The sequence below is a fragment of the Streptomyces albiflavescens genome, assembly GCF_014645835.1.
GTDB classification, from domain to species: Bacteria; Actinomycetota; Actinomycetes; order Streptomycetales; family Streptomycetaceae; genus Streptomyces; species Streptomyces albiflavescens.
The window spans coordinates 57,282-81,863 of sequence record NZ_BMMM01000025.1 but is presented as its reverse complement, the minus strand read 5'-3'; the positions used below and the strand labels follow the sequence as shown (position 1 = coordinate 81,863).

At 69.1% G+C, this 24,582-nt stretch carries 19 protein-coding genes and 4 pseudogenes; 14 read left to right on the top strand and 9 right to left on the bottom strand.

The features are described from left to right. The first annotated feature begins 66 nt into the window (after positions 1 to 66). The gene (locus tag IEY95_RS43290; RefSeq protein WP_189191768.1) at positions 67 to 1,104 is read left to right on the top strand and encodes an ABC transporter permease; all 1,038 of its coding nucleotides are present in this window, start codon (positions 67 to 69) and stop codon (positions 1,102 to 1,104) included. Between the two features lie 120 nt (positions 1,105 to 1,224). After that, complete coding sequence (locus tag IEY95_RS43285) at positions 1,225 to 1,959, top strand: ABC transporter ATP-binding protein (protein WP_189191767.1); 735 nt, start codon at positions 1,225 to 1,227, stop codon at positions 1,957 to 1,959. Here IEY95_RS43285 and IEY95_RS43280 read toward each other — a convergent pair whose 3' ends face one another. Next, positions 1,960 to 2,763 (bottom strand): IclR family transcriptional regulator, encoded by an 804-nt coding sequence (locus IEY95_RS43280; RefSeq protein ID WP_189191766.1) that lies wholly within the window; start codon positions 2,761 to 2,763, stop codon positions 1,960 to 1,962. A gap of 324 nt (positions 2,764 to 3,087) precedes the next feature. Between IEY95_RS43280 and allB the strand changes: the two genes are divergently transcribed. Together allB and alc are read left to right on the top strand one after the other, a co-directional pair. Next, a complete protein-coding gene (gene allB / locus IEY95_RS43275) occupies positions 3,088 to 4,437 on the top strand; it encodes an allantoinase AllB (RefSeq protein WP_189191765.1) in 1,350 nt (449 codons plus the stop codon). A 59-nt stretch (positions 4,438 to 4,496) separates the two neighbouring features. Beyond that, positions 4,497 to 5,612, top strand: a complete 1,116-nt coding sequence (alc, locus tag IEY95_RS43270; protein WP_189191764.1) for an allantoicase — start codon at positions 4,497 to 4,499, stop codon at positions 5,610 to 5,612. A 36-nt stretch (positions 5,613 to 5,648) separates the two neighbouring features. On the opposite strand, the gene IEY95_RS43265 is transcribed toward alc, so the two are convergent. Continuing rightward, positions 5,649 to 6,653, bottom strand: a complete 1,005-nt coding sequence (locus IEY95_RS43265) for a magnesium transporter CorA family protein (RefSeq protein WP_189191763.1) — start codon at positions 6,651 to 6,653, stop codon at positions 5,649 to 5,651. A 148-nt stretch (positions 6,654 to 6,801) separates the two neighbouring features. Here IEY95_RS43265 and IEY95_RS43260 point away from each other — a divergent pair. Beyond that, positions 6,802 to 7,182, top strand: a pseudogene (locus IEY95_RS43260) (dihydrofolate reductase family protein); the annotation flags it as partial. Between the two features lie 94 nt (positions 7,183 to 7,276). Further along, positions 7,277 to 8,182, top strand: a complete 906-nt coding sequence (locus tag IEY95_RS43255; RefSeq protein ID WP_189191762.1) for a DMT family transporter — start codon at positions 7,277 to 7,279, stop codon at positions 8,180 to 8,182. A gap of 429 nt (positions 8,183 to 8,611) precedes the next feature. Here IEY95_RS43255 and IEY95_RS43250 read toward each other — a convergent pair whose 3' ends face one another. After that, positions 8,612 to 8,998 (bottom strand): guanyl-specific ribonuclease, encoded by a 387-nt coding sequence (locus IEY95_RS43250; RefSeq protein WP_189191761.1) that lies wholly within the window; start codon positions 8,996 to 8,998, stop codon positions 8,612 to 8,614. Between the two features lie 179 nt (positions 8,999 to 9,177). On the opposite strand from IEY95_RS43250, the pseudogene IEY95_RS50905 reads away from it, so the two are divergent. Next, positions 9,178 to 9,345 (top strand): annotated as a pseudogene (locus IEY95_RS50905) (hypothetical protein); the annotation flags it as partial. An 11-nt stretch (positions 9,346 to 9,356) separates the two neighbouring features. Here the strand turns inward: IEY95_RS50905 and IEY95_RS43240 are convergent. Together IEY95_RS43240 and IEY95_RS43235 are read right to left on the bottom strand one after the other, a co-directional pair. Then, a complete protein-coding gene (locus IEY95_RS43240) occupies positions 9,357 to 9,977 on the bottom strand; it encodes an HAD-IA family hydrolase (protein ID WP_189191760.1) in 621 nt (206 codons plus the stop codon). Positions 9,978 to 10,811: 834 nt separating this feature from the next. Continuing rightward, positions 10,812 to 11,639, bottom strand: a complete 828-nt coding sequence (locus IEY95_RS43235) for a helix-turn-helix transcriptional regulator (RefSeq protein WP_189191759.1) — start codon at positions 11,637 to 11,639, stop codon at positions 10,812 to 10,814. A 1,593-nt stretch (positions 11,640 to 13,232) separates the two neighbouring features. Between IEY95_RS43235 and IEY95_RS43230 the strand changes: the two genes are divergently transcribed. The 3 genes and pseudogenes from IEY95_RS43230 to IEY95_RS50900 form a co-directional block, all read left to right on the top strand. Then, positions 13,233 to 15,176: a multicopper oxidase family protein gene (locus tag IEY95_RS43230; protein ID WP_229703762.1), complete on the top strand. Its 1,944-nt coding sequence runs from the start codon at positions 13,233 to 13,235 to the stop codon at positions 15,174 to 15,176. Between the two features lie 234 nt (positions 15,177 to 15,410). Then, a pseudogene (locus IEY95_RS49795) lies at positions 15,411 to 15,587 on the top strand (IS5 family transposase); the annotation flags it as partial. 61 nt (positions 15,588 to 15,648) lie between these two features. Further along, positions 15,649 to 15,911, top strand: a pseudogene (locus IEY95_RS50900) (DUF4158 domain-containing protein); the annotation flags it as partial. A gap of 25 nt (positions 15,912 to 15,936) precedes the next feature. Here IEY95_RS50900 and IEY95_RS43220 read toward each other — a convergent pair. Continuing rightward, positions 15,937 to 16,515 (bottom strand): TetR/AcrR family transcriptional regulator, encoded by a 579-nt coding sequence (locus tag IEY95_RS43220; RefSeq protein WP_189191758.1) that lies wholly within the window; start codon positions 16,513 to 16,515, stop codon positions 15,937 to 15,939. 92 nt (positions 16,516 to 16,607) lie between these two features. Here IEY95_RS43220 and IEY95_RS43215 point away from each other — a divergent pair, with 92 nt between their 5' ends. Both IEY95_RS43215 and IEY95_RS43210 read left to right on the top strand, forming a co-directional pair. After that, positions 16,608 to 17,054 carry an anthrone oxygenase family protein gene (locus IEY95_RS43215; protein WP_189191757.1) on the top strand — a complete coding sequence of 149 codons (447 nt, stop codon included), beginning with the start codon at positions 16,608 to 16,610 and terminating at the stop codon, positions 17,052 to 17,054. Positions 17,055 to 17,418: 364 nt separating this feature from the next. Further along, positions 17,419 to 17,844, top strand: a complete 426-nt coding sequence (locus tag IEY95_RS43210) for a DUF4267 domain-containing protein (protein ID WP_189191756.1) — start codon at positions 17,419 to 17,421, stop codon at positions 17,842 to 17,844. A gap of 346 nt (positions 17,845 to 18,190) precedes the next feature. Here IEY95_RS43210 and IEY95_RS43205 read toward each other — a convergent pair whose 3' ends face one another. Continuing rightward, entirely contained in the window at positions 18,191 to 19,132 is a 942-nt protein-coding gene (locus IEY95_RS43205) for an alpha/beta fold hydrolase (protein ID WP_189191755.1), read from the bottom strand. A 123-nt stretch (positions 19,133 to 19,255) separates the two neighbouring features. Next, positions 19,256 to 20,221 (bottom strand): RNA polymerase sigma factor, encoded by a 966-nt coding sequence (locus tag IEY95_RS43200; RefSeq protein WP_189191754.1) that lies wholly within the window; start codon positions 20,219 to 20,221, stop codon positions 19,256 to 19,258. A 233-nt stretch (positions 20,222 to 20,454) separates the two neighbouring features. On the opposite strand from IEY95_RS43200, the gene IEY95_RS50500 reads away from it, so the two are divergent. Both IEY95_RS50500 and IEY95_RS43190 read left to right on the top strand, forming a co-directional pair. Beyond that, the gene (locus IEY95_RS50500; protein WP_308429412.1) at positions 20,455 to 20,673 is read left to right on the top strand and encodes a M28 family peptidase; all 219 of its coding nucleotides are present in this window, start codon (positions 20,455 to 20,457) and stop codon (positions 20,671 to 20,673) included. 202 nt (positions 20,674 to 20,875) lie between these two features. Further along, positions 20,876 to 21,682, top strand: a complete 807-nt coding sequence (locus IEY95_RS43190; protein WP_189191753.1) for an alpha/beta hydrolase — start codon at positions 20,876 to 20,878, stop codon at positions 21,680 to 21,682. Between the two features lie 53 nt (positions 21,683 to 21,735). Here IEY95_RS43190 and IEY95_RS43185 read toward each other — a convergent pair whose 3' ends face one another. Next, positions 21,736 to 24,501 carry a helix-turn-helix transcriptional regulator gene (locus tag IEY95_RS43185; protein ID WP_189191752.1) on the bottom strand — a complete coding sequence of 922 codons (2,766 nt, stop codon included), beginning with the start codon at positions 24,499 to 24,501 and terminating at the stop codon, positions 21,736 to 21,738. Positions 24,502 to 24,582 lie beyond the last annotated feature (81 nt).

Below are 24,582 nucleotides of genomic sequence, written 5' to 3'. Positions count from 1 at the left end.
TTCGATTCGGGTGAACCGTGCCGTGGCGCGATGCCCCGGACGCGGCCCGGGCCGCAGGGTGGGGGCATGTTCGTCGCATGGAGAGACCTCCGGTTCGCCAAGGGGCGGTTCACCCTCATGGGGGCCGTGGTCGTGCTGATCACCCTGCTCGTGGGGCTGCTGTCCGGGCTGACCGCCGGGCTCGCCGAGGAGAACACCTCGGCGATCACCGGCCTGCCCGCCGACCACCTCGCCTTCGCCGTGCCGCCCGACGGCCAGTCCGTGTCCTTCACCAACTCGACGGTGCCCACGCGCGCGTGGCGGACCTGGGCCGAGCGGACGGGTGTCACCTCGGCGGAGCCGATCGAGATCCGTATGCTGAACGCGGCCGCCGGGGACCGTACGGCCGCGGTGTCGACCTTCGCCGTCGAGCCGGGCTCCGGGATCGCCCCGCACGGCGTCGGCCACGACCGGATCGTGCTCTCCGAGAAGGCCGCAGGTGAGCTCCGTGTCCAAGCCGGAGACCACGTACGGCTCGGCGGCGCCGAGCGGACCGTCGCGGCGGTCGCGGGCGATGCCTCGTACAGCCACACCCCGGTGGTGTGGACCGCCCTGTCCGGCGAAGCCACCGTGATCGCCCTCCGTACCGACGGAGCCGACCTCACTGCGGGGGACCGGGCCGCCGGCACCAGGACCCTCACCAAGGACGCCGCCCTCACCGCCATCGGCTCCTACCGGGCGGAGAACGGCTCGCTGCAGCTCATGCGCGGATTTCTCTTCGTGATCTCGGCGCTCGTCATAGGGGCGTTCTTCACGGTCTGGACCATCCAGCGCTCCGGCGACATCGCCGTACTGAAGGCGCTGGGCGCCTCGACGCCGTATCTGCTGCGCGACGCGCTCGGGCAGGCGGTGCTGATGCTCACGGCCGGGACGCTCCTCGGCAGCGGGCTCGCCGCCGCCATCGGCGGGCTGGTACGGGGCGGCGATGTGCCGTTCGTCCTCGACGCGCCGACCGTTCTCGGGCCCGCCGGCGTGATGATCGCCCTGGGGGCGCTCGGCGCGGGCCTGTCCATCCGGCGGATCACCGCCGTCGACCCGCTGACTGCGCTGGGGAGCACTCGATGATCAGGCCGGGAGCGCTCGATGATCACGCCGGGAAGTGCCCGTTGATCACGCCGGGAAATGCCTGATGACTATGGAGCGAAGCGAAGCGAAGTGCCTGATGACCATGCTGGGAAGTGACCGATGAGCCTGACTCTGGACGACATCACGCTGACCTATCCGGACGGCGAGGGCCGCCTGACCGCTCTCGACCGGGTCGGCCTCGACGTCCCTGCCGGGACCATGACGGCGATCGTCGGCCCGTCCGGCTCCGGCAAGTCCAGCCTCCTCGCCGTCGCCGCGACCCTGGCCACGCCGGACCGCGGACGCGTTCTCGTGGGCGGCACGGAGACGGGGACGCTGAGCCCCGCCGAGCGGGCCGTGTTGCGGCGGCGCGAGATCGGCATCGTCTTCCAGCAGCCGAACCTGCTGCCCTCGCTGACGGCGCTGGAACAGCTCCAAGTGATGGGCCACCTCGACGGGCGTCGCCAGGTGGCGGACCGGGCAAGGGAGTTGCTGGCGACGGTCGGGCTCGCCGAGCTGGCGCACCGGCGGCCGCACCAGCTCTCCGGCGGTCAGCGGCAGCGCGTGAACATCGCCCGCGCGCTGGTCAACGAGCCGTCCGTGCTCCTCGTCGACGAACCGACCAGCGCGCTCGACCACGAGCGGGGCGCGACGGTCCTCGACCTCCTGGTCCGGCTCACCCGGGAGCGCGCCACCGCCACCGTCCTGGTCACGCACGACCGCGCCCACCTCGGGGAGGCGGACGCGGTACGCGAGATGAGGGACGGGCGGATCGAGACACCGGCTCGGCAGGCGGCGGACGACCGGCGGCGGACGACCGGCGACAGACGGGCGGCGCCTGGGGTGACGGCCTGATCAGGCCCCGGGGCCCGAGCTCGCCAGCGCCTCCGACAGTTCGGCCGCGACCTGCTGCAGCACGGGCACGATCTTGTCCGTGGCCGCCTCGGTGACACGGCCCGCCGGGCCGGAGATCGAAATCGCGGCGGCGGTGGGGGAGTTGGGCACGGAGACGGCCAGGCAGCGGACTCCTATCTCCTGCTCGTTGTCGTCGACCGCGTAGCCGAGCCGGCGCACCTCGTCGAGCGCGTCGAGGAAGCCGTCCGCCGTGGTGATCGTCTTCTCCGTCGCGGCGGGCATGCCCGTACGGGCCAGCAGCGCGCGCACCTCGTCGGCCGGGGTGTGTGCGAGCAGCGCCTTGCCCACGCCCGTGGAGTGCGGCAGCACACGACGGCCCACCTCGGTGAACATGCGCATCGAGTGCTTCGACGGCACCTGCGCGACGTAGACGATCTCGTCCCCGTCGAGCAGCGCCATGTTCGCTGTCTCGCCGGTCTCCTCCACGAGGCGTGCCAGGTAGGGGCGGGCCCAGGTGCCGAGCAGCCGGGAGGCGGACTCGCCGAGCCGGATCAGGCGGGGGCCGAGCGCGTATCGCCGGTTGGGCTGCTGGCGTACGTAACCACAGGACACCAGCGTGCGCATGAGCCGGTGGATGGTGGGCAACGGCAGGCCGCTGCTCGCGGAGAGCTCGCTCAGGCCGACCTCGCCCCCGGCATCCGCCATACGCTCGAGCAGGTCGAAGGCGCGCTCGAGGGACTGGACGCCGCCACTGGGGGCGGATGTTTTGGCGGCGTCGGTGGTGCTGGCGCTGGACGTCGGCACGGGCGCGGTCCTTTCAAGACTCAGAATCGAGAGGTGCGGCCCGCAGGGCCTCGAATAGGGCGGTGGCGGGTGACGGGTCGGCAGGTGCAGCCTACCCGGCGGTCGGTTGACTGCCTGGTTGTACGTAGCTACGTTCTGCTTCATGGAATTCTAATTCCGCCTTGTGGAAACGTCCAGAGGTGCGCATCGGGGGCAGAGTGGAGGGGTGTGCCCTTGACTGCGCGAAGGCCGGAGTGAAGACTCCTTCAACAGAACGTTGAATTTCGTTACGTGGACGTGAACCCGCGGTATCGGGACTCAACAGCGGCAGAGAGAGGGGTCCGGGTGTCCGACGTCGAACTGGTGCTGCGCTCGACGCGCGTCATCACTCCCGAAGGGACGCGCGCCGCATCGGTCGCGGTCACCGCGGGGAAGATCACGGCCGTGCTCGCGCACGACGCCGAGGTGCCGGCCGGGGTACGCCTCGAGGACTTCGGCGACGATGTCCTGCTGCCCGGCCTCGTCGACACCCATGTCCATGTGAACGACCCCGGCCGCACGGAGTGGGAGGGCTTCTGGACCGCGACGCGCGCCGCGGCCGCCGGTGGCATCACCACCCTGGTCGACATGCCGCTCAACTCCCTCCCGCCGACGACGACGGTCGACAACCTTCGTACCAAGAAGGACGTCGCCCGCTCCAAGGCGCACATCGACGTCGGCTTCTGGGGCGGCGCCCTGCCCGGCAACGTGAAGGACCTGCGGCCGCTGCACGATGCGGGCGTGTTCGGCTTCAAGGCGTTCCTGTCGCCCTCCGGCGTGGACGAGTTCCCCGAGCTGGACCAGGAACAACTCGCCCAGTCGCTCGCCGAGATCGCCGGCTTCGGCGGCCTGCTGATCGTGCACGCCGAGGACCCGCACCACCTCGCCGCCGCCCCGCAGATGGGCGGGCGGAAGGCCACAAAGTATGCAGACTTCCTCGCCTCGCGCCCGCGCGATGCCGAGGACACCGCCATCGAGAACCTCGTCGCCCAGGCCAAGCGCCTCAACGCGCGCGTGCACGTACTGCACCTGTCGTCCAGCGACGCGCTGCCGCTGATAGCCGCCGCGAAGGCCGAGGGGGTACGGCTCACCGTGGAGACCTGCCCGCACTACCTCACGCTCACCGCCGAGGAAGTCCCGGACGGCGCCAGCGAGTTCAAGTGCTGCCCGCCCATCCGCGAGGCCGCCAACCAGGACCTGCTGTGGCGGGCGCTCGCCGACGGCGTGATCGACTGCGTCGTCACCGACCACTCGCCGTCGACGGCGGACCTGAAGACCGACGACTTCGCCACCGCGTGGGGCGGCATCTCCGGCCTCCAGCTGAGCCTGCCCGCCGTCTGGACGGAGGCCCGCAAACGCGGCCACGGACTGGAGGACGTGGTCCGCTGGATGTCCTCACGCACCGCGCAGCTGGTCGGCCTCGACGACCGCAAGGGCGCCATCGAGGTCGGTCGTGATGCCGACTTCGCGGTCTTTGCGCCCGACGAGACCTTCACTGTGGACCCCGCGGCGCTCCAGCATCGCAACCGGGTCACGGCGTACGCGGGCAAGACCCTCAGCGGCATCGTCAAGTCCACCTGGCTGCGCGGCGAACGCATCGTGGCCGAGGGCGAGTTCGGCGAGCCGACCGGACAGCTCCTGACCCGCCACCCGTAAATCCGCGCACCCGCCCCGCACCCGCAGCGGCCGACCCTCGAAAGGCAGACCTGATCACCGTGACGGCGATACCTCATTTCACCGGCGACGCGAACCCCTACGGAGGCGGCGACCCGTACGCGGACTACCGCACCGCCGACTTCCCCTTCACCCAGTACGCCAACCTCGCCGACCGGCAGCTCGGCGCGGGTGTCATCGCCGCCAACGACGAGTTCTTCGCCCAGCGCGAGAACCTTCTCGTGCCCGAAGCAGCTGAGTTCGACCCCGAGCACTTCGGCCACAAGGGCAAGATCATGGACGGCTGGGAGACGCGGCGGCGCCGTGGCGCCTCGGCCGAACACCCGTGGCCCACGGCGGAGGACCACGACTGGGCGCTGGTCCGCCTCGGCGCGCCCGGCGTGATCCGCGGGATCGTGGTCGACACGGCCCACTTCCGCGGCAACTACCCGCAGGCGGTGTCGGTCGAAGGCGCGTCGGTACCCGGCTCCCCGTCTCCCGAGGAACTCCTCGCCGACGACGTGAAGTGGACGGCGCTCGTGCCGCGCACGGCGGTCGGCGGTCACGCGGCGAACGGCTTCGCCGTCTCCGTCGAGCAGCGCTTCACGCATCTGCGCGTCAACCAGCACCCCGACGGCGGTATCGCCCGCCTGAGGGTGTACGGCGAGGTCGTGCCCGACCCGACGTGGCTGTCCGTCCTCGGCACCTTCGATGTCGTCGCCCTCGAGAACGGCGGTCAGGTCGAGGACGCGTCCAACCTCTTCTACTCGCCCGCCACGAACACCATCCAGCCGGGCCGGTCCCGCAAGATGGACGACGGCTGGGAGACGCGTCGCCGCCGCGACACCGGGAACGACTGGATCCGTTACCAGCTCGTCGGCCAGTCCGAGATCCGTGCGATCGAGATCGACACGGCGTACCTGAAGGGCAACTCGGCCGGGTGGGCGTCGGTGTCGGTGAAGAACGGCGCCGACGGCGACTGGACGGAAATCCTTCCCCGCACCCGCCTTCAGCCCGACACCAACCACCGCTTCACCCTCGCGGCCACCACAGTCGCCACCCACGCGCGCGTGGACATCTTCCCGGACGGTGGCATCTCCCGCCTCCGCCTCTTCGGCTCCCTGACGGAGGAGGGCGCGACGTCCCTCACGGCCAGGCACCAGGAGCTCGGCGGCTGAGGCCGCGCTGCCGCGTGGGGCTGCAGCGGGGTGGAGTCAGGGCTGGTCATCGGTGGCGTCGCGGTCATTGCTGTCGCGCAGCTGCCGCCAGTGCGTGCGGTACAGCACGTAGTACAGGGCGACGACCAGGGCACCCACCTGCAGACCCAGGCCGAGCGCCAGGAAGGAGTCCTCGCTCTCGAGGCCGTTGGTCAGGTAGGCGAAGTTCATGCCGAAGAATCCGGTCAGGAACGACAGCGGCAAGAAGATCATCGAGACGATGGTGAGTCTGTTGATCACGACGTTCTGCTGATCGGCGACGAGAGACGAGTAGCTGCTCGCGGCTCGCCGGGCCGCGTCCCGCAGCGCCTCGATCTCCACGAGCACCAGCTGCACGGTGTGCTCGTGGAGGCGGTTCATCGCCTGTTGCTCCTCCGGGAGGTCGTGATGCGCCATCCGGCGACGCACCAGGATCTCCTGTGCGACCGCCGCGTAGGGCAGGAACGCCCGATGCAGGTGGGCCGCGCGCCGTCGCAGCAACGCCAGCTGGTGGACGTGCTCGGGCTGCCGTTGCCCGAACATCGCTTCCTCGAGGTCCTCGACCTCCAGATGGGCTTGCGTGACGGCCCGGCGAAAGGTCTCCAGGACCCCTTGCAGAAACAGGTACATCGCCGTCACGGCGTTGGGGGGCAGGTCCTGCGGCAGCTGGTCGATGAAGGTCTCGATCAGTTCGACGGGCCCCTGGTGAACCATGATGAAGTGCCGATCGTCGGCAAGAACATGGATGTGGGCGACCCGGTTGCCGTGGACCACCGGTACTACGCCACCGGCAGTGCCTGCGTGGTACTCGCCCCGGACGGGTTCGTCCGGTCTGCCGAGCCACTCCCAGGCCGGGTCATCCAGTCCGAGCCGACGGGACAGCGGCTCGCCGGCGAGCGGGGGTTCTGCTCCCTGGTCGATGTCCACGATCACGAAACGGGAGGTCGCGAGATGCTCTCGGGCCTGCGTCAACCCCGTGCGAGCCACGACGCCTTCCGGCATCGACACCACCGAAACGATCATCGCCCCTCACCGTGGATGGCGTCGTGCACACCGCGACTTCCTTCGGCACACTACCGCTGAAGGCCGCCCGAGCAGCTGACCACGCAAAGCGCCGTGTCCCCAGGGGCAGCGTCGCCGGGCCACGGGCAGGGCCCGGTGTCCGGGGACCGCCTCCAAGCTCAACGCGCTGCCGAAGTACGTGGCCTCGTCGAGCCTCACCGATCCCGACTGGGCCGGCACGACCGTGATCGACGGCGACCTCGCCAAGGAGGTCACCGCCCTCAAGGAGCGCACCGACGGCGAACTCCAGGTGCACGGCAGCGGAGCCCTCGTCCAGTCCCTGCTCGCCCTGGACCTCGTCGACACCATCCACGTACTGACCTTCCCGGTCGTACTCGGCGCCGGCCTGCGCCTGTTCCCCGAGGGCGCCGTCCCGACAGCCTTCCGGCACACCGGTGGCCGCGTCACCGCCGCCGGGGTCTCCATCCAGTCGTACGACGCGGCGGGCCGCCCGGAGTACGGCTCGTACGAGCTCCCGGAAAACGCCTAGTCACTCCGTCGCCGTGTAGGTACGGTGATCGTTCCCGTGCGAGCCGCCGCCGTCTCCACGCATGCCCGTCCGCAGGAGACCCGGAGCCGCTCCCATGTCGTCGATCGCCGTACCCGGCGCCTTCGCGCCCCGTCGCGCCTGGCTCACCGACCTGCCCCTGTTGCTCGTGGCCGTGGTGTGGGGCGCCAGCTACCTCGCCGCCAAGGACATCACCACCGCGCGGACGGTGATCGCCGTCCTGGTGCTTCGTTTCGCCATCGTGCTGCCGGTGCTGGTGACCGCGGGATGGCGAGCGCTACGGGCCCTGACGGCGGCGCAGTGGCGCGGGGCCGGAGCGCTCGGGGTGATCCTGAGCGGGATCTTCCTCCTGGAGACGTACGGCGTCGTCCACACCTCGGCGACCAACGCGGGCCTCATCATCAGTCTCACCATGATCTTCACTCCGCTCGCCGAAGCGGCCGTGACCCGCGTACGCCCTGCCCGCGCGTTCCTTGCCGCGGCCGGTGTCTCCGTGCTCGGCGTCGTGCTGCTCACCCAGGGCGGCGGCTTCACCCGGCCCTCGCTCGGCGACCTGCTGATGCTCCTCGCGGCCCTCGCCCGGACCGTGCACGTGCTCGCGATGTCCCGCATCAAGTCCGTCCAGGACGCCGACGCGCTGCCGCTGACCACCGTCCAACTGGGCGCCGCGGTGGTGGTGTTCGCCGTGCTGTCGACCGGCGCCGACGCCACGCCGTGGAGCACGGCCGCGGGATTCGGCGCGCGGGAGTGGGCCGGGCTGCTGTTCCTCTCCGCGTTCTGCACGCTGTTCGCCTTCTTCGTGCAGATGTGGGCGGTGCGCCGGTCCACGCCGTCCCGGGTCAGCCTGCTCCTGGGAACCGAGCCCCTGTGGGCCGCCGCGGCGGGCATCGCCCTCGGCGGTGAACGCCTCGGGGTGCTGGGCCTGGTGGGCGGCGCACTGGTGCTCGCGGGGACCGCGTGGGGACGGCGCGTGACAGGTTGACTCCCGGAAATGTCATCGGACTTGGCGGGAGAAATCAGCGTCAGCCGTGCACCCTACGAGACCAAGCCCAGGCTGCCAGGCCTCCTGGGGCGTACCCGGCGATGAGAGCCGACCGCCGGGCCGAGCGGTCGTCGGGCGAGGGCACAACTGCCGCCATGTGGCGGCAGAACTGCCTCGCCCCGCGGCCGATGGCGTGGGGGGACGCGGGGCGAGGGGCTCGGTGTCGAACGCGTGGGTGCCGGCGGCGAATCGCTTCGCCGCCGCACGCATGTGCGCGCCGATCGCGTGGTCGAGAGTCAGGCAGTGCCATGCGTTCCTGGTCAGGGCGCACATCAACCGCGTTGAGTGGTCATACGGGTTCGGATCTGGAGCCGGAGGCCCGGCTGTGCGCGGACCAGACCTCCAGCAGATCAGACCGCCAACCAGACCTCAGCAACCAAAGTCGATGAGGTCGAACGTGGTGTAGTGGTTGGAGGTGTAGTAGTCCTCCTGGTACTCCTCACCGGTGACGATGCGGCGTGCACCGCGCGTGGAGGAGCCCGGCGTGATCACGGTGTACTCGTGATAGTAGCCGGAGGCCTGGCCGGGCAGGACGCCTTCCCGGTTCTGGAAGACGGTGCCGTCCTGGGAGTACGGGTAGGGGCCGCCCTGCTCGATCAGTTCGAGGGTGTCGTACGCCTGGGAGGGTAGGTCGCCGTAGCAGATGCTGCCGACCGCGGCGGCCGCTGGGGTGGCGGTGACGGTGCCGCCGACGAGGAGGGCGGACAGGACGGCGGCTGCGGCGCCGATGCGGGTGATTCGTGGGGGGAATCTCATGCCCTCATGATGACGCGCGTAGATGCTGGCATGTCAATGACAACCCCTGGGATTTTTACCGTCACGTCCGATGAGTTTTCCGCGAGTTAACTTCGGAACCAGCATGTCTACGAGGTCCCCCTGACTTTCCGAGCTGGGCATCGCTGTGCTGTCGGTGGCGCCCTCTACCCTCTCGTCGTGGGAAGAAGATCGTGGGCCGCAAGCGGAGTATCGTCACCGACGCCCGCGGACTGCTGCTCGCGGTGCTGGTCACGGCCGCGAGTGTGCAGGACTCCCGCTGGATGCCGGTATGCAGCACGAACAAGATCCCGCACAAGGCCTGCTGGTCCGGCACGAAGGCAGGGTAGGCCCGAACCTCTCAGCTCAAGGAGACTCCGAGCAGGGCCTCCAGCTGCGCAATCGTCTCGATCGGGTCCTTGGCGTGCACACTTGCCAGCCCCAGGTCCGCAGCCGGCGCAAGGTACTTCTCGGTGTCATCCACGAAGACACAGGCTTCGGCTGACATGGCGAGCATCTCCAGCATGAGTTGGAAGATGGCCGGCTCGGGCTTGCGCATCCGGTGCTGCTCAGAGATCACCACGGCGTCGTACAGCTGGTCCAAGTCGTACCCGTCGTAGAGGTTCCACGGGTCGAGGCCGACGGAGTTGGTGAGGATTCCCACCTTCACCCCAGCCTGCCGAGCCGCGGCCGCGGCCTTGATCATCGTGGTCTGGGGGCGTAGGTCCGCGAAGATGCGGCCCATCAGATTGTCGGAGTCCAGGCCCAGGCTCCTGGCCGCCGCGATGTTCCACTCCTCCTGGGTGATGACACCACGTTCGAGGTCGTAGGTGCGCCTGGCCCCTGCCTCGTCGAGGTACAGCGCAGTGATACAGGCTCCCTCAGGAAGACCCTCGCGTTTCTCGAAAGCGAGCACGGCAGGCAGGAGGGGCGTGGTCAAAACGCCGCCGAAGTCGAGGATGAGGCCGGTACGGTGTGTCACGGCGAAGCTCCAGAAATAGCAGTGGTGTTGACGTGCTCCCGGGCTGAAGAGCGGGGTGCACGGCCTGGGTGGCTTGCTGCTCCAGCGCTGTGCCGGGACTTTCGCCCTGGCCCCACCGGCGCGCCAGGGCGTTCAGCGTCTCTGAACGGCTCAGGGAAATCATGGTGATGCGCAGTGCCTTGAGCCCGTCGCCCTTCGTGCCCTGGTGCCGTACGACCCAAGTCGCCGGCCAGTGTGACACCTCCTTGCGGATGCTGGTCGGCTCGACTGCGAGCCCACACCGAGGGGGTGCCCGATGTGTTGCGGGCGTCGGATGTGCGGGGCACACCCTGCCACGAGATCACTACGGCTCGCTGATCCAACTGGTGAGCCTGTCTGCCCGTCCGGCCGCCAGGAGGTTGGCGCCGCGTTCACGTCGCGGTCATGGATCGGTCCCGCATTCTGCGCAGGTCCCCTCTCGGACGTGCGGGGCTTGGGGTCGCCCTTATCCCTCCGAAGAATTCAGACAGCAGCCCGAGCATGGGCCGGAAATCCTCGCCGCCGGTCCGCCCCTCACCACGCCCGGAGGCCACTGCCACTTCTTCGGCGGCGAGGTCGAGGGCACGGGGGGTTGCCGTGCACGGCCAGGAGATCGGCGTCAGCGCCGACGGTTATCTGTCCCTTGCGGCCCGCGATTCCGCTGGTACCGCCTTCAGTGGGGTGTGATCCCACGTGTGTGTGGCGGGTGCAGCACATGCGTGTCGCGACGACCGTGTGCTGGCGTCGGGCAAGACGGGATGCAGCTGGCCGGCCCCACCTTGTGGCTGCTCGGGTATCAGGCGCCTCGGCAGGGTTTCAGGAGACCAGCGAGTCCAGCAGCTTGAGCCGTTCGGCGGATTCGGAGCCGGGGGCAGCGCCGTTGAAGATGATGTGTTGGCCGGAGGAATCGGGAAGGCGCACGATTTCCTCGCTGAGAGTGAGGTGTCCGACGAGCGGGTGCTTGAACTCCCGGACTGCGTGGGTGCAGTCGGCCACCGGTTGGGTATTCCAGAACTCCTCGAACTCGGGGCTTTTGAGCCCCAGTTCACTGATCAGTTCGGCCATGAGCAGATCATCGGGGTATTCCACCGAGGTCATCCGCAGATAGCCGGCCACGTGGCGCGCCCAGTAATTCCAGTCGACGATCAGGTCGCGCATCGCTGGTTCGAGGAAGATGTGCCGTGCCAGGTTCGGCCGCCGGTCCGGGCTCAGGCCGAGCAGTGCGAACCCCAGTCGGTTGCCGCCGAGCATGTCTGTGCGCCTGCCTACGATGTACACCGCCTGCTGGGTGGCGCTCTCGGCCAGAGCGATCACCGAGTCCCGCACCCTTTCAGGCCCGGCCCGATGCCTCACGACCTGTGCGGGCCATGCCAGGCGCTGCAGATGGAGTCGCTCGATGTCGTTCAGGCGCAGCGCGCCCGCGATCGCCTCCATCACCGAACCGGACAAGTGGTGGTGCTCTCCTTGCTCGATGCGGGTGTAGTAGTTCACGCTCACCCCGGCGAGCCGCGCGACCTCGTCGCGCCGCAGACCCGGCACTCGGCGCGGCGAACCGTGGGTGGCAATCCCGGCGTCCGCGGGCGAGAGTGCTGCCCGTCGGACGCGGAGAAAGTCTCCGAGCTTGGCGTTCCGTGTTCCGCTCACATTAGGAGTATATGCGCCTATCTGGATAGCGGCAAGAGCGGCCCGTGGACCGGCGCCCCTGGCCCACGGGCCCGGCGAGAACGGGAAGGCCCCACAGCAGGCCCCCGGAAACACCTGGGCGGCGCCTCTGAACGGGCTTGGGGAAACCGGATGATGCGCAGCGCCTTTTGAGCCCATTCCCTTCACACCCTGGCGCCGTACGACCCAAGGCGCCGGCCTGCGTGACATGTCCCTCCGGGCGCCGGCGAAGCCCCACCAGGAGGGTGCCCGACGCCGCCAGGGCGCCGGACGGGCGGGGCGCACCCTGCCGCAGGGTCACTGTGAATCGCTCAGTCAGCGGGTCAGCCTTCGAACGCGGCCTGACGGCCCCGCGACGGCACACACGGGACACATGACGGTCACATGACGGTCTTCGAAAGCCACATCGAGCCTTTGGATTGACATCCGCGCAAATTCGGCAGCCTGGAGCCCTGAATTCGAGGGCCAACCTCCCCGGACATGCGCGTGGCCGCCTCGAGGACGTTTCTCTGGGCGGTGGAGTTCAGGCTGGTCAGCAGAGTGTCGGCTGAAGGTCGACGACCTGCCCTCCCATAACCGACCACGGGTCGCCCTTTCCTTCACGTTATGGGTGCCCACAGCGTGGGTGCCCACAGCGTGGTCAGGCACCAGCCGACGGGAATGCGGCGATATAAGTACGTATTTGAGGATGAGAATGCTCCTGCTGCCGCCGTTGCCCTGCCTAGGATTCCCAGTACGTCGCCCCTCCGGAGACCCTTCCGGAAGATCGTCGCTGCCCTGTTGCGCGCTCGATGCGGAACTCGGTTCGAGCTCGCGTACGGGCTCGTCGCCCTCTCGCGCGAAACGGTCCTGCGGAACCTCGATATTGCGTGCGACTCATGTCTTAGGAAGGAAGGGGAAACGGATGTCGGGCGAGGAGATGACCGGGGTCTTCGGTGCGACTGGTCCCGCAAGGCGATGGTCTGGCACGGGCGATCCCGTGCTCGCCGCACGAGTTGACACGCGTTGCCGACTTTCCGAACACGCTGCACGGTTGAGGTGCCGCTGAACCAGGGGAAGCCGCGCGACGGCCGCTCCTGCCGGACGGATTTGGAGAACGTACCGATTGCCGTTCCGCGTCGGCAGGTGCGGCTTGGACCATGGGTCTGCCATCGAGGGCGGTCGGGAGTAAGGAACCGGCGGACCTGAAGTGGCTACCCGGACGAAAGCCAGCGGCCCGTTCATGCGAGTGACCATCGGCGCCCGCCGCAGGAGCTACAAGCCCCTGGGAGAAAGGCAGTCACAGAGTCCGGGGCGCCTGTGGGGGGATCAAGTCCCCACACAGGCGTGCCGCAAGGCGACCGGGGGCGCGCCTCCTTCAGGCGTGGCCTGAATTTCCTCGCTGAAGCAGCAAACGTCCTGATTCCGCGTTGCGCCATGGATCAGGGCTGACAGCGATCCCAAACGGTGATCTCGCAGTACCGGACGGGCCGTCACATCGCGCGGATTCGCCGGGACTTCGGGTCGCAGTCCCCCGGAACGGTGCCCAAGACGGGCACCCATAACAACAACCCTTAGTACAGGAATCCATCCAACATGAAGCATTCTCGAAGGAAATTCCTCGGCATGGCCGGCGGCACCGCGGTCGGTTCCGCCGTGGTCGGCACGTCCATCTACGGCGCGACTAGCCTGTTCAGCGGAAGCGCGCAGGCCAGCACGGGGCTCTCCGGCGGCACCGCGCCGCTCGACGGCGTGAGCACCCCGTCGTACACCGAACTGGCTCCGTTCAAGGACTCGCTGCGCATCCCTCCGACGCTGCGCCCCGGCGACGACGGGATCACGAACGTCAACCTGATGGAGTCCCAGGTCCGGCTGCACTCCCAGATGCCGGCCAGCCGCCTGTGGACCTACATGGGCTACTTCCCCGGCCCGACCATCGAGGTGCGCAGGGGGCAGCAGGTCCGCATGGCGTGGAAGAACACGCTGAAGGGGACCATACCCATCAAGGCCGTGTTCGTGGCCCCGGACGGCCCCGGGCCCGGCCTGCTGCCCTACAACAAGCCGGGATCCAGCGGTGCGATCGCGCGCCCCGAGGTCGACATGCTGACTGCCTGGACCACGGTTCACCTGCACGGCGGCCACAACCATGGCCTGAACGACGGCGGGGCGGACCTCGCGGTCACGCCCGGCAGCGCGCAGTTGGCCGAATACGGCAACGACCAGGCCGCGACGCACCTCTTCTACCATGACCACGCCATGGCGATCACCGCGCTGAACGTGCAGTCCGGACTGACGGGCAACTACATCATCCGCGACGACGTGGAGGATCAGCTCGGTCTGCCCAGCGGCGCGTACGAGATCCCGCTGACGATCCAGGACGTCAACTTCGACACCGACGACCAGGGGCGGCTGACCGGGCAGGTTCTCAGTAAGAAGGTCTATCTCGCGAAGCCGGAGCCGGGGATGATCCCGCCGTCCATCGCGACCCTCAGCCCGTTCACCATGGTGAACGGTGTGGTGTGGCCTCACCTGAACGTGGAGGCCCGTGCCTACCGGTTCCGTCTGCTGAACCTGTCGCCGGCCCGCGTCTACCGGATGGCCGTGATCGACGAGTCGACCGGCAAGGTGGTGAAGGGAGCCATGAAGGTCGTCGCCACCGACCTGGGCCTGCTCGGCGCTCCCCGGACCGTCGACGAGACGCTGTCGCTCTCCCCGGCGGAGCGCGCCGACGTCGTGATCGACTTCGCTGCCTTCCCGGGCAAGAAGCTCAAGCTCGTCAACACCATTCCCGGTGTGGACGCCGGCACCGCCGTGCCTGACGCCCTCTTGCCCTACCCCCAGATCATGCAGTTCCGCGTCGGGCAGGAGGGGCACAAGGCCTACACCGTTCCGGCGGCTCTGTCTCCCCGCTTCAAGAAGGTCACCCTCGACGACGTCTCCGGGGGTGTGGAGCGGTTTGTCGTGCTCACCCTTGACAAGGCCGGCATGCCGGTGATCTGGGAGATGAAGGAGGTCTCCGACGACGCATCCGGCGAGGGCGTCGTGAAGGTCACCGTGTCTGGTGAGACGAAGACCCTCCGTCGTATGGCCTCGATCTTCGAGGACTCCACCAACTTCTTCGCGTCGAGCAACACGTGGGAGAAGTGGAACATCATCAGCATCGCACCGCCCAACCTGCCGATCTACCACCCGCTTCACATTCACCTGATGGACTTCCAGGTGGTGGACCGGCGTACGGTCGACGTCAGCGGATTCGACTTCGCCAAGGGCACCACGACGTCTCCCGTCACCCTCGGCGACCGGGTGCCCGTTGCCCCTGAGGAGTCCGGCTGGAAGGACACCATCACCGTCAACGCGAACACCATGGTCACGATCGGCGGAAAGATCGCCGAGCAGACCGGCCGGGTCATGTACCACTGCCATCTCTTCGACCACGAGGACGAGGGCATGATGCGGCCCTTCGTGATCATGCCTCCGGCCGTGCACCATATCCACAGCGGCCTGATGGGGATGAGCCGCGGCGAGCGTCACGCGATGTAAACCCGGTCATCGGCTCTTTGCCGTTGAGGCCGCGTGCTGACTCCCTCAAGCGATGGGCCTCGTGCCGAAGGACTGATCCGAAAGTCTCATCAGGCCAGCACGCCGTGGAGCGCCGAAGACTGTGCTGTCGACACCGCCCAATGCTTCAGAGAGGGTCGTGCAAAGATCAGTTCACGTCCGCGCACACATGCGCCTGCGACCGTTCCCGCAGGAGGCGGTGCGACGGGCGAGGCTCTCGGCCGTTCCCGCGGGGGGCTGACCAGCAAGCTGCACCTGAGCGCGGACGGGAAGTGCCGCCCGCTGTCATTGGTCATCACGCCAGGACAGCGGGCGGACTGCACCCAGTTCGAGCCGGTCGTGGAGAAGTTCCGAGTCCCACGGCTGGGGGCAGGGCAGCCCAAGCGGCTGCCGGACAGTCGTCGCGGCCGACCAGGCGTGCCTCTGAGCATGATCGGAGAGTCAGGCCGGCTGGTTCTTCTACCTCGATGACGTTGACCGTGCGCTGATCGGCAAGCGGCGTGGGAATCAGAACCGGCTTGGGTTCGCGCCCCAGATGTGCACAGTGAGTGCGTTACGTCGGGCTGTTCCTGGCGGACCCGCTCGCGGTGCCATGGCCCGTCATCGAGTACCTCGGCCAGGAGCTGGGCATCGAGGACGTCTCGTGCATCAAGCAAGTACACCGAGCGGCTGAAGACGGCGTACGAGCACGCGTGGGAGATCCGCGACGCCTACGGGCGGGCACGCGGCGGGGGACGGTGTGTCAGAGCACAGCGAGCCTGTCCACCAGCAGCTCCACCCTCTGCGCGGCGTCCTCCGGCAGCAGCCGTCCCGCCCGGGTCAGGGTCGCAAGGCCGTGCAGGGACGCCCAGAACACCTCGGTGAACAGCCCCGGGTGGACGCCGTCCCCGGCGACCTCGCCCAGGCTCTCCAGCAGCGCGGCGAAGGCGTCCTTCAGCGGCTCCGGGGTGTCCTCCTGCGCGTACGCCAGGCCGCCGTCGAGCTGGAACAAGGCGTCGTAGACCGCCGGGTTGCGCTCGGCGAAGTCGAGGTAGGCGCGCGCGAGGGCGACGACCCGCTCGCGCGGGCCGTCCGCGGCGGAGGTCGCGGCCCGCACCGCCACGGCCATCTCGGCAGCGCCCTCCAGGGCGACGGCGCCGATGATCTCCCGCTTGCCGCGGAAGTGGCTGTAGAGGACGGGCTGGCTGTACTCGATGCGCTCCGCCAGCCGGCGCGTGGTGACCGCGTCCCAGCCCTGCTGCTCGGCGAGTTCACGGGCCGTCGCCACGATGAGGCGCTCGCGGACCGCCCGTTCGCGTGCCTTGCGTTCCTGTACCGACATAACTCGAATCCTAGCATCGCTAGACAAGCAAGCGACAGTAGCGCTAGCGTTGCTCACATCAGCTAGCAGTGCTAGATCCCGGGAGGGGCAACATGCTCAGCGCACTCGAGGTCATCACCACCGTGGTCGTCGGCCTGATGGTGGGGGTGGAGTTCTCCGTCGCCTTCGTCATGAACCCGATCTTCAACGCCCTCCCGGAGGACAGCAACCAGCTGGCCCACTCCCACGGGGGCCGGATGCTCGGCGCCGTGATGCCGTTCTGGTACATCGGCTCACTCGTCCTCGTCGGCATCTGGGCGGTCGCCGGATGGCACCACCACGGCACCGGCCTCGTCGTCACCGCCGCCGCGCTGCTGATCGTCAGCGTGATCATGTCGATCCTGCTGCTCGTCCCGATCAACAACCAGAACAAGAACTGGACCCCCGACAACCGGCCCGACGACTGGAAGGAGCAGATGAACCGCTGGGACCGCTACCACTACGTCCGCGTCGCCGTCATCATCGCCGCCTTCGCCCTGCTGGTCGCCGCCCTCGTCTGATACCAAAGCCGCCCCGACATGCACTGGTTCGCCCCTGTATGTCGACAGCTTTCGTCCCGTCGGGGTGAGCCCGACAGGGCTTCGGATTTCTGACCCCGCGGGGTGACCCCGCGGGGTGACCCCGCGGGCTGACCCCGCGGGCCGACGCCGCGCCGGTGGTGCACAATCCCCACTCCTCGGGCGGCAGGTGGCCACTGAAATCCCGACATTCGGGAATGCAGCTGCCGCTCAGACCCCACAACGGCGATCCCGACAAGCTACGCCCCTCGATCAACCGCGTCCGCGCGGCCTGATCAGGCTCCACACGGCTCAGCAAGCTCCACGAAGCTCACCAAGCTGGCGAAGACTCGCAAGGAGAAGAACAATGTCGCTGAAGAAGATCAACACCGTCCTGGCCGCCGCCTTCATCCTCTTCATCCTCTGGTTCGGGGCGGAGTTCATCCTGAGCCCGGAGACGACCGCGCCGGGCTTCGGCCTGCCGAGCTGGCCGTCCGGCGACGGCGACGGCTTCCTGATCATCAAGGGAATCCGCGACGTCGTCTTGGCCCTGGTCCTGGGCATCCTGCTGGTGACGGGCCACCGCCGGGCGCTGGGCTGGGCGCTGCTGGTGGAGGCCCTCGCCGCGTACGGCGACATGACCACCGTGCTGGCCCACCACGGCTCCGTGGCCACCGCGCTCGGCGTCCACTGCCTGACCGCGACACTGATGGTGGTCAACGGCCTGCTGATAATGCGCGAGACCCGCAAGGTCGCGGCGGCTCCGGCGACGCCCGCCCCGCAGCCCGCCTGACGCCACCTTGGCGCGTGTCGGTATGCGCCTGTCAGCGCCCGCCGGGAAAGGCGAGGCGCACGATCTTCTTCCAGTGGGCGGCGGCCTGGTCCCGTTTCTCCGGGATGGCGCAGCGCGGCCCCCTGCCTCGATTCTCATAAACGGTCCTGTCCCTCGCCCCGCGGACCCCACGGAAGTGCGTACGCGCTGTCCACTGGGGCGATGCGCCGGGCGGTGGTTCGATGCATGACGTCATCGAGCGACAGGACGCCATTACTACGGCGAAACTGCGGCGAACCAGCCCTCGCACCGGGTCCACGTGCGTCGGCCCGAAGGCCGACGCACGGGGCGAGGTGCTTTCGGTGGCCTACGCCGCACCGTCCCGCGGGGCGGTGGTCCGCAGGACGAAGTCACGGACCGCGCCCGCGAACAGCTCGGGCTCCTCGATGTGTCCCATGTGCCCGCTGCTCTCCAGCACCAGCAGCTGTGAGTCGGGGATCAGCTCGTTCAGTTCGAGCGCCCAGCGAGGCCCGCAGATCACGTCGTGTCGGCCCACGACGACCAGAGCCGGTGGCTCCAGTTCCTTGAGGGCGGCGCGATCGTCGATGACATCGGGCACGAGGTCCTCGTCCAGGCCTGAGATGTACGTGGCCCGGATCGCGTCGCGGAACGGGGCCAGACGCTCCTCGTTGCCCCAGTAGTCGGCGAAGTACGACGGGAGCACACCGCGGGCTACCGCCACGGTCTGCTCGTCGCTGGAGATGCTGGACATCGCGCCGAACGCGGCCAGCACCTCGGGCAGTCCGGGATGGTCGGCGTGCTGCGCGGCGAACGCCTCCACCATGCGGCCCGCCTCCGCGCCGTGTTCGGGACCGGTGACGGGCGCGCCTTCGTAGAGCACGACGCCGGCCAGCCGCTCGGGGCGGTGCAGGGCGTGGTGGGCGGCCACGAACGCGCCGTGCGAATGCCCCAGCAGGTGCACCTTGGGCACGCCGAGCCGGTTGATCAGTGTCTCCAGGAAGCGGCTGTACCTCTCCCGGGTGTAACCGTGCGGGTGCGAGGGGAGACGGCTGTCCTCGGCGGTGCCGACGGGCTCGACGTAGACCATCGTCAGGTGCTCTTCGAGGGCGGGCATGCGCAGGTAGTCCCAGAAGATGCCGGGGCCGCCCGAGTGCGCCACGCACACCGGGCCGCTGCCGTGGACGTGATAGCGAAGGACGATTCCGCCCATCTGGTAGGAGTGGGTTCCGGGGGAGAGAGGGTCGTTTCCGGAGGCCGGGCCGTCGGTGTGTGCGATGGGTGCGTTCATCGGGATCTCCGTAGGGTCCGCAGGTGTCTGTGACACCGACAAGACGCTCCGGGAGTCGAGAAGTCCTATCGCCGGAATGTGATCTGGGTCATGTTGCCGGGGCGCTGCGGCAAGGCCCCGGACTCAGGCCGCGGCAGGAGCGGGGGCGGCCTCGGGGCGTGGTGCGTGGTACAGGGAGACACGGTCGAAGCGGCCGCCGTCCAGCGACATGATCCAGGCGACACCGGGCGGGCAGTGGTCCGGGTCGTCAGGCGGGCTGATCAGTTCCATCTCCCAGATGACCAGGGACCGGCCGGCCACCACATGCAGGGGGCGCTGGCGCACGCCCGCCGAGAGGTCACCGTCCATCCCTGCCAGCAGGAGGTCGACGCCGCCGAGCCGCCGGCCCCCGGTCAGCAGCGAGACCCCGGGGGAGTAGCGGTCCTTGACCACCTTGCCGAACTCGCCGCGCTCGGCGGCCGCGAGTGTCTCGCGCGCCTCCTGCCAGCTACTTTCCGTACGGCGTGTCGCGTCCTCGTGTGCCGCGGCCGCGGTGGCGGTGAGAGTCTGGGCGAGGGCACCGCGTGCCTGGCTCAACCGGCTGCGCACGGTGCTGACGGGAACCGCGCAGGCTTCGGCTATCTGCTGGTACGAAGTGATCCCGGTGGAGAAGTAGCGCAGGACGAGCGGCAGGCGCAGGGTCGGGGACAACGCCTCGACGGCCTCCCAGATCCAGTCCCGCAGCGCATGGCTCTGCAGGACCTGCTCGGGCGTGGCGCCGTAGGACGGCAGCGGCACCGACTCCATGGGCTCGACACGTCCGGAGGTGCGCAACAGCGTCCGGCAGCTGTTGCGTACGACCATGCGCAGCCATGGCCCCACGGCTTCCGGATCGCGGACGTCCACGATCCGGCGCAGCGCCACCAGCGCTGCTTCCTGCATGACGTCGTCCACGTCCGGGCCCGGCCCCAGCAGGCTGAGCGCCACCGCACGCATCCCGGGCCGGTGACGCTCCAGCAGCAGGCCCAGAGCCGATACGTCGCCCGCCTGCGCGGCCAGTGTCAGTGCCGCGTCCTCCACCGGCCCGGTGCCCGCCGGTATCCCGCTCATACGTTGCCCTTCCCGTACGACACCTGTCTTCTGTCGACCCTAACCGCTCCGAGGTACATGTGGCCCAGGCGAGCGGGTCTGACGTCGGAAGAGGGAGCCGTGTGCGTGGCGTCAAGGTACGTGTGGCCGGGATGGACGGGGCCTCAGTACCAGTGGTTGGCCTGCCGGAACGCCCAAGCGCACAGGGGCTTTTGTAGGTGCTGTTCATGTAGTTGAGGCCCCACTTGATCCGGGTGGCCGGGTCCGGCCACCGGCCGGCCGTGGTGGTCGATGCCCATCTGGACAGCGTCAGCGGCAGTCCGGGCGCGGACGACAACGCCTCGGGCGTGGCAGCGGTCCTGGAGACGGCACGCCTGCTGTCCGAGGCACCCGTTCCCCCTCGCGTCGTCCTGGCCGTGTTCGACAGTAACTTGACCGTCCGACCTCACCGACTTCGACGGCGAACGCGGTGACGGATGCCCGCCGGGCGGACAGCTGTCCGCCTCGGGGCGCCCTGTCCGAGGCAGCTTTCCCGCGGGCGCTCGGGCCCTGCGGGCGACGCGGGCCGTCAACATTAAGTCATTCGACTGTCGCCCCTGACCTGTGCCTGAACGATCCTGAACCTGTCGCTCGCGTACCAGTGCCGGGTGATCGTCCTGCTCGGAGGGGCCAGCCGTGAACCGTACTCCCGTCGTCTTCATCCACGGCGCGTGGCTGCACGCGCTTTCCTGGGAGTCGTGGGCGGAGCGCTTCGCCAGCCGGGGGTTCCTCGCCTTCACGCCAGGGTGGCCGGGGGAGCCGGCCGCCGTGGGGGAGATGCGCAAGTCCTCCGAGACACTCGCAGGCATCGGCCTGGACGTGCTGACGGACCACTATGCCGAAATCGTACGTTCATTTGACATTGCGCCGGTGATCGTCGGCCACTCGGTCGGCGGCCTCATCGCGCAGCACCTCATCGGAGCCAACATCGGCCGGGCCGCGGTGGCCATCGCACCCGCCCCGATCAACGACATCCCGCTGCCCGCCTCCCCGGCCCGGTTGTGGACCCCTGGCCAGGGTGACGACACCGAACAGCTGGTGTCCCTGTCTCCGGAGCAGTTCCACCACGCCTTCGCGAACACCGCCGGAGCGGAGGAGTCCGACCGGCTCTTCGAACGTTATGTGGTGCCGACGCCCCGCCGTCTGCTGGCCGACCTCGGGTGCGCGGGCGCGGTGCGCAGCCCGTGTGCCGTCGCGGATGTCGGCAACGCGGACCGCGGCCCGCTCCTGCTGATCTCCGGACAGGAGGACCTGTTGGTGCCCGACGCCGTTACGCGCGCGGTGTACAAGCAGTACGGCGACTCCACGGCCGTGAGCGACCTGAAGCAGTTCGCGGACCGCGCCCACTCCCTGGTCATCGACAGCGGATGGAGATTCGTCGCCGACTACGTGCTCGGCTGGCTGGGCGAACGCGGCCTCCGCGCCCACCCCACCCAAAGCTGAACGTACCGCGGCCGGCGGGCGCAACCTGTCGTTCCGGGCCTCCGGCCGGCAGGTCACACGTTCTGGTCGCCGGGAATCTTGCCGAGCGCGTCGCGTAGGGCGGCACGTGAGGTGATGCCCAGCTTGGGGAACACGCGGTATAGGTGTGAACTGACGGTGCGTGGTGACAGGTGCATGCGTTCGCCGATCTCCTTGTTGGTCAGGCCGCCGGCGGCGAGGTCGGCGATCCGGCGTTCCTGCCAGGTCAGCCCCGCCAGGTGCGCCGAGGCGGTGAGGGGGGAGGCGCCGGCGGCACGGAGCTCGGCCCGGGCCCGTTCGGTCCAGGTGGGCGCGCCCAGACGCTGGAACGTCTCCGCTGCCAGGGTCAGCGACAGCCGTGCCGCCTTCCGCCCCTGGGTGTGCCGGAGGCGGATGCCGTGGGCGAGTTGGATGCGGGCGAGTTCGAAGGGGAAGTTCGCGCCGGCGGGGTGGGTTTCGGCGCGGTCGTACATGGCGTCGGCCTCGGCCGGGTCGGTGGCGGTCATGGCGAGGGCGCCGTAGGTGATCAGGGCGAGGCGGGGGGAGATGTCGGGGAGGTTTGCGTCTCGGGCCGCGAGGGCGTGTTGGCGGGCTTGCTCGGTGCGGCCGGTGTGGAGGGCCGCTTCGACGAGGTCGAGGAGGGTGCGGGGGGCTTGGTGGGCGTAGGGCTGGAAGGTTCCGGGGGGTGAGATGCCGATGGCGTGGAGGTAGGCGGCTTCGTAGTCGCCTTCGGCGAGGGCGGCCGCGGTGCCGATGGCGTCGGCGATCTGGGTGAGGAAGCTGATGCCGCGAGGGCGGGCCCAGGCGTCGACCACGGCCTGGAGTTCCCGTGCCCGGTCCACTTGGCCCCGCAGAGCGGCCAGCAGACCCAGATACGCCTGGATGTTATGAACGAACAGCCCGAGCCGGTGCGTTGTCGTCAGCTCCAGGCAACGCTGTCCGGTCCGCTCGGCCTCGTCCCACTCGCCGACCGCGATCTGGTCGAGCATGATCAGGTGCAGCATGAGCATGGCGGTGGACACGGCCCCCGTCTCCACCTCGCGGTCCACGGCGCGCTGGAGATGCGGCCGGTACTGGCTGAGGGTGTCCACGTGGTATGCGGCGACGCACAGCCAGGTGACATTCCACGGTTCAAGGTCGCGGAGGCCGGCGAAGGCGTGTTCCACCCGCTCGTGCACACCGGCGCCGCGACGCACCACGTCACCCCAGGAGTCCTGGTAGATGCGTGAATGCGAGGGCACCAGGTCGCCCAGGTCGTCCAGAAGCTGATGAGCCCGCTCCCACGCGGTCTCGTCACTGGCGTACTGGTTGATGGCCAGCAGCAGGTCGACCAGTCGTATGAGCACCTCGTCCGGCTCCCGCACCCCGTTGTCGCGCATGCTTTCGATCGCCGCGAAGACCTGGCGCTGCGAGGACCGTACGTCCCCGTCCTCGAGGAACGCGGCATAGCACGACATGATCACCGAGGCCGGGGAATCGTCGGTGCCGGACCCGGTGCCCGAGCGGACCAGTTGCTGCGCCTGGTCCATCTGGCCGGAGTGCCCGGCGATGTACGCCGCGCTGCCCAGCCGCCTGGACCGTTCCTCGTGGCTCTCGCTCAGCTCTGCGGCCCGGGTCAGCCAGGCCACGGCGGCCAGCGAGCCGCCCCGCAGGGTGGCGAAGTCCGCGGCTGCCTCCAGCGCGGCCGCGACCTCTTCGTCGGGGTCGACCGTCGAGGCCGCCAGGTGCGTGGCACGCCGTTCCAGATCGTCACGGTGCACGTGTGCGAGCACGGCGTGCGCCGCGCGCCGCTCGTTGGGGGTGGCCATCTGGACGACCGTCGAACGCACCAGGGGGTGCCGGAAGACGAAGTCGCCGCTGAGCGGGTCGATGTCCAGCAGACCGCAGGCCGCGGCCTCGTCGGCGTCCCTCATGCGATAGCGCGTGCCCCGGGTGCGGTCGGCCGCAGTGCCCGCTCCGACGCCGTCCAGAGCGCCGCGCAGCAGCTCGGCGCGCACGGCCTCGCCCAGGGACTCGATGCGCGCGCCGAACACGTGCTGCAGACGCTGGGGCAGCGGGATACCGGTGTATCCGAACAGTTTCCCGGGGTTGCGTTCCGCCCGGCCGCCGCGCACGTAGGGCGGCAGCTCCAGCAGGGCCAGCGGGTTTCCCTGGGCCTCGTCCAGGACCAGGCGGCGGATCCGGGGTTCCAGCCCGGGGTGGTGTATGTCCAGGAGTTGTTCGGAGGCTTTCCCCGACAGCGTGGTCACCGGCAGTTCGGACAGGGCGGCCGTGTCGAAGCCCGAGGGCACACCCGAGCGCAGGCTTACGACGAGCTTCGCCGAGCTGCCGGTCAGCCGGCGTCCCACGAAACCGCACACCTCGGTGCTGGAGGTGTCGAGCCACTGGCCGTCGTCGAGCACCAGCAGGAGGGGTTTCTGCGACGCCGCGAGAGAGAGCAGGTCCAGGACGGCGATGCCGAGGGTCATGACCGAGGGAGGTGTGCCCTTGCCCCTGCCGAAGACGACGTCGAAGACCCCCCGGTGGGCGTCGTCCAGCCGGTCGATGTTGGAGAGCAGCGGATACAGGAACTGGTGCAGACCGGCGAACGGCAGCTCCGACTCGGCCTCGACCCCGGCCGCCCTGATCACCCTGTGATGCTCGGCCGTCGCCCGTTCGGCGACGTGGTCCAGCAGGGCACTCTTGCCCACACCTGTGTCACCCCGCAGGACGAGAGCCCGGCCCCCGGAGGCCGCCACGAACGCCGACAGCACCTCCTGCTCGCTTTCGCGGCCGACCATGGTCTCGACGATCGACTCCATCGTCCCCCACTCCCTTCCCCGCTGAACCAGCCCGGCCCGAACGCTCTCGCGTCCGTGCGTACGGATCACGCCAGGCGCAAG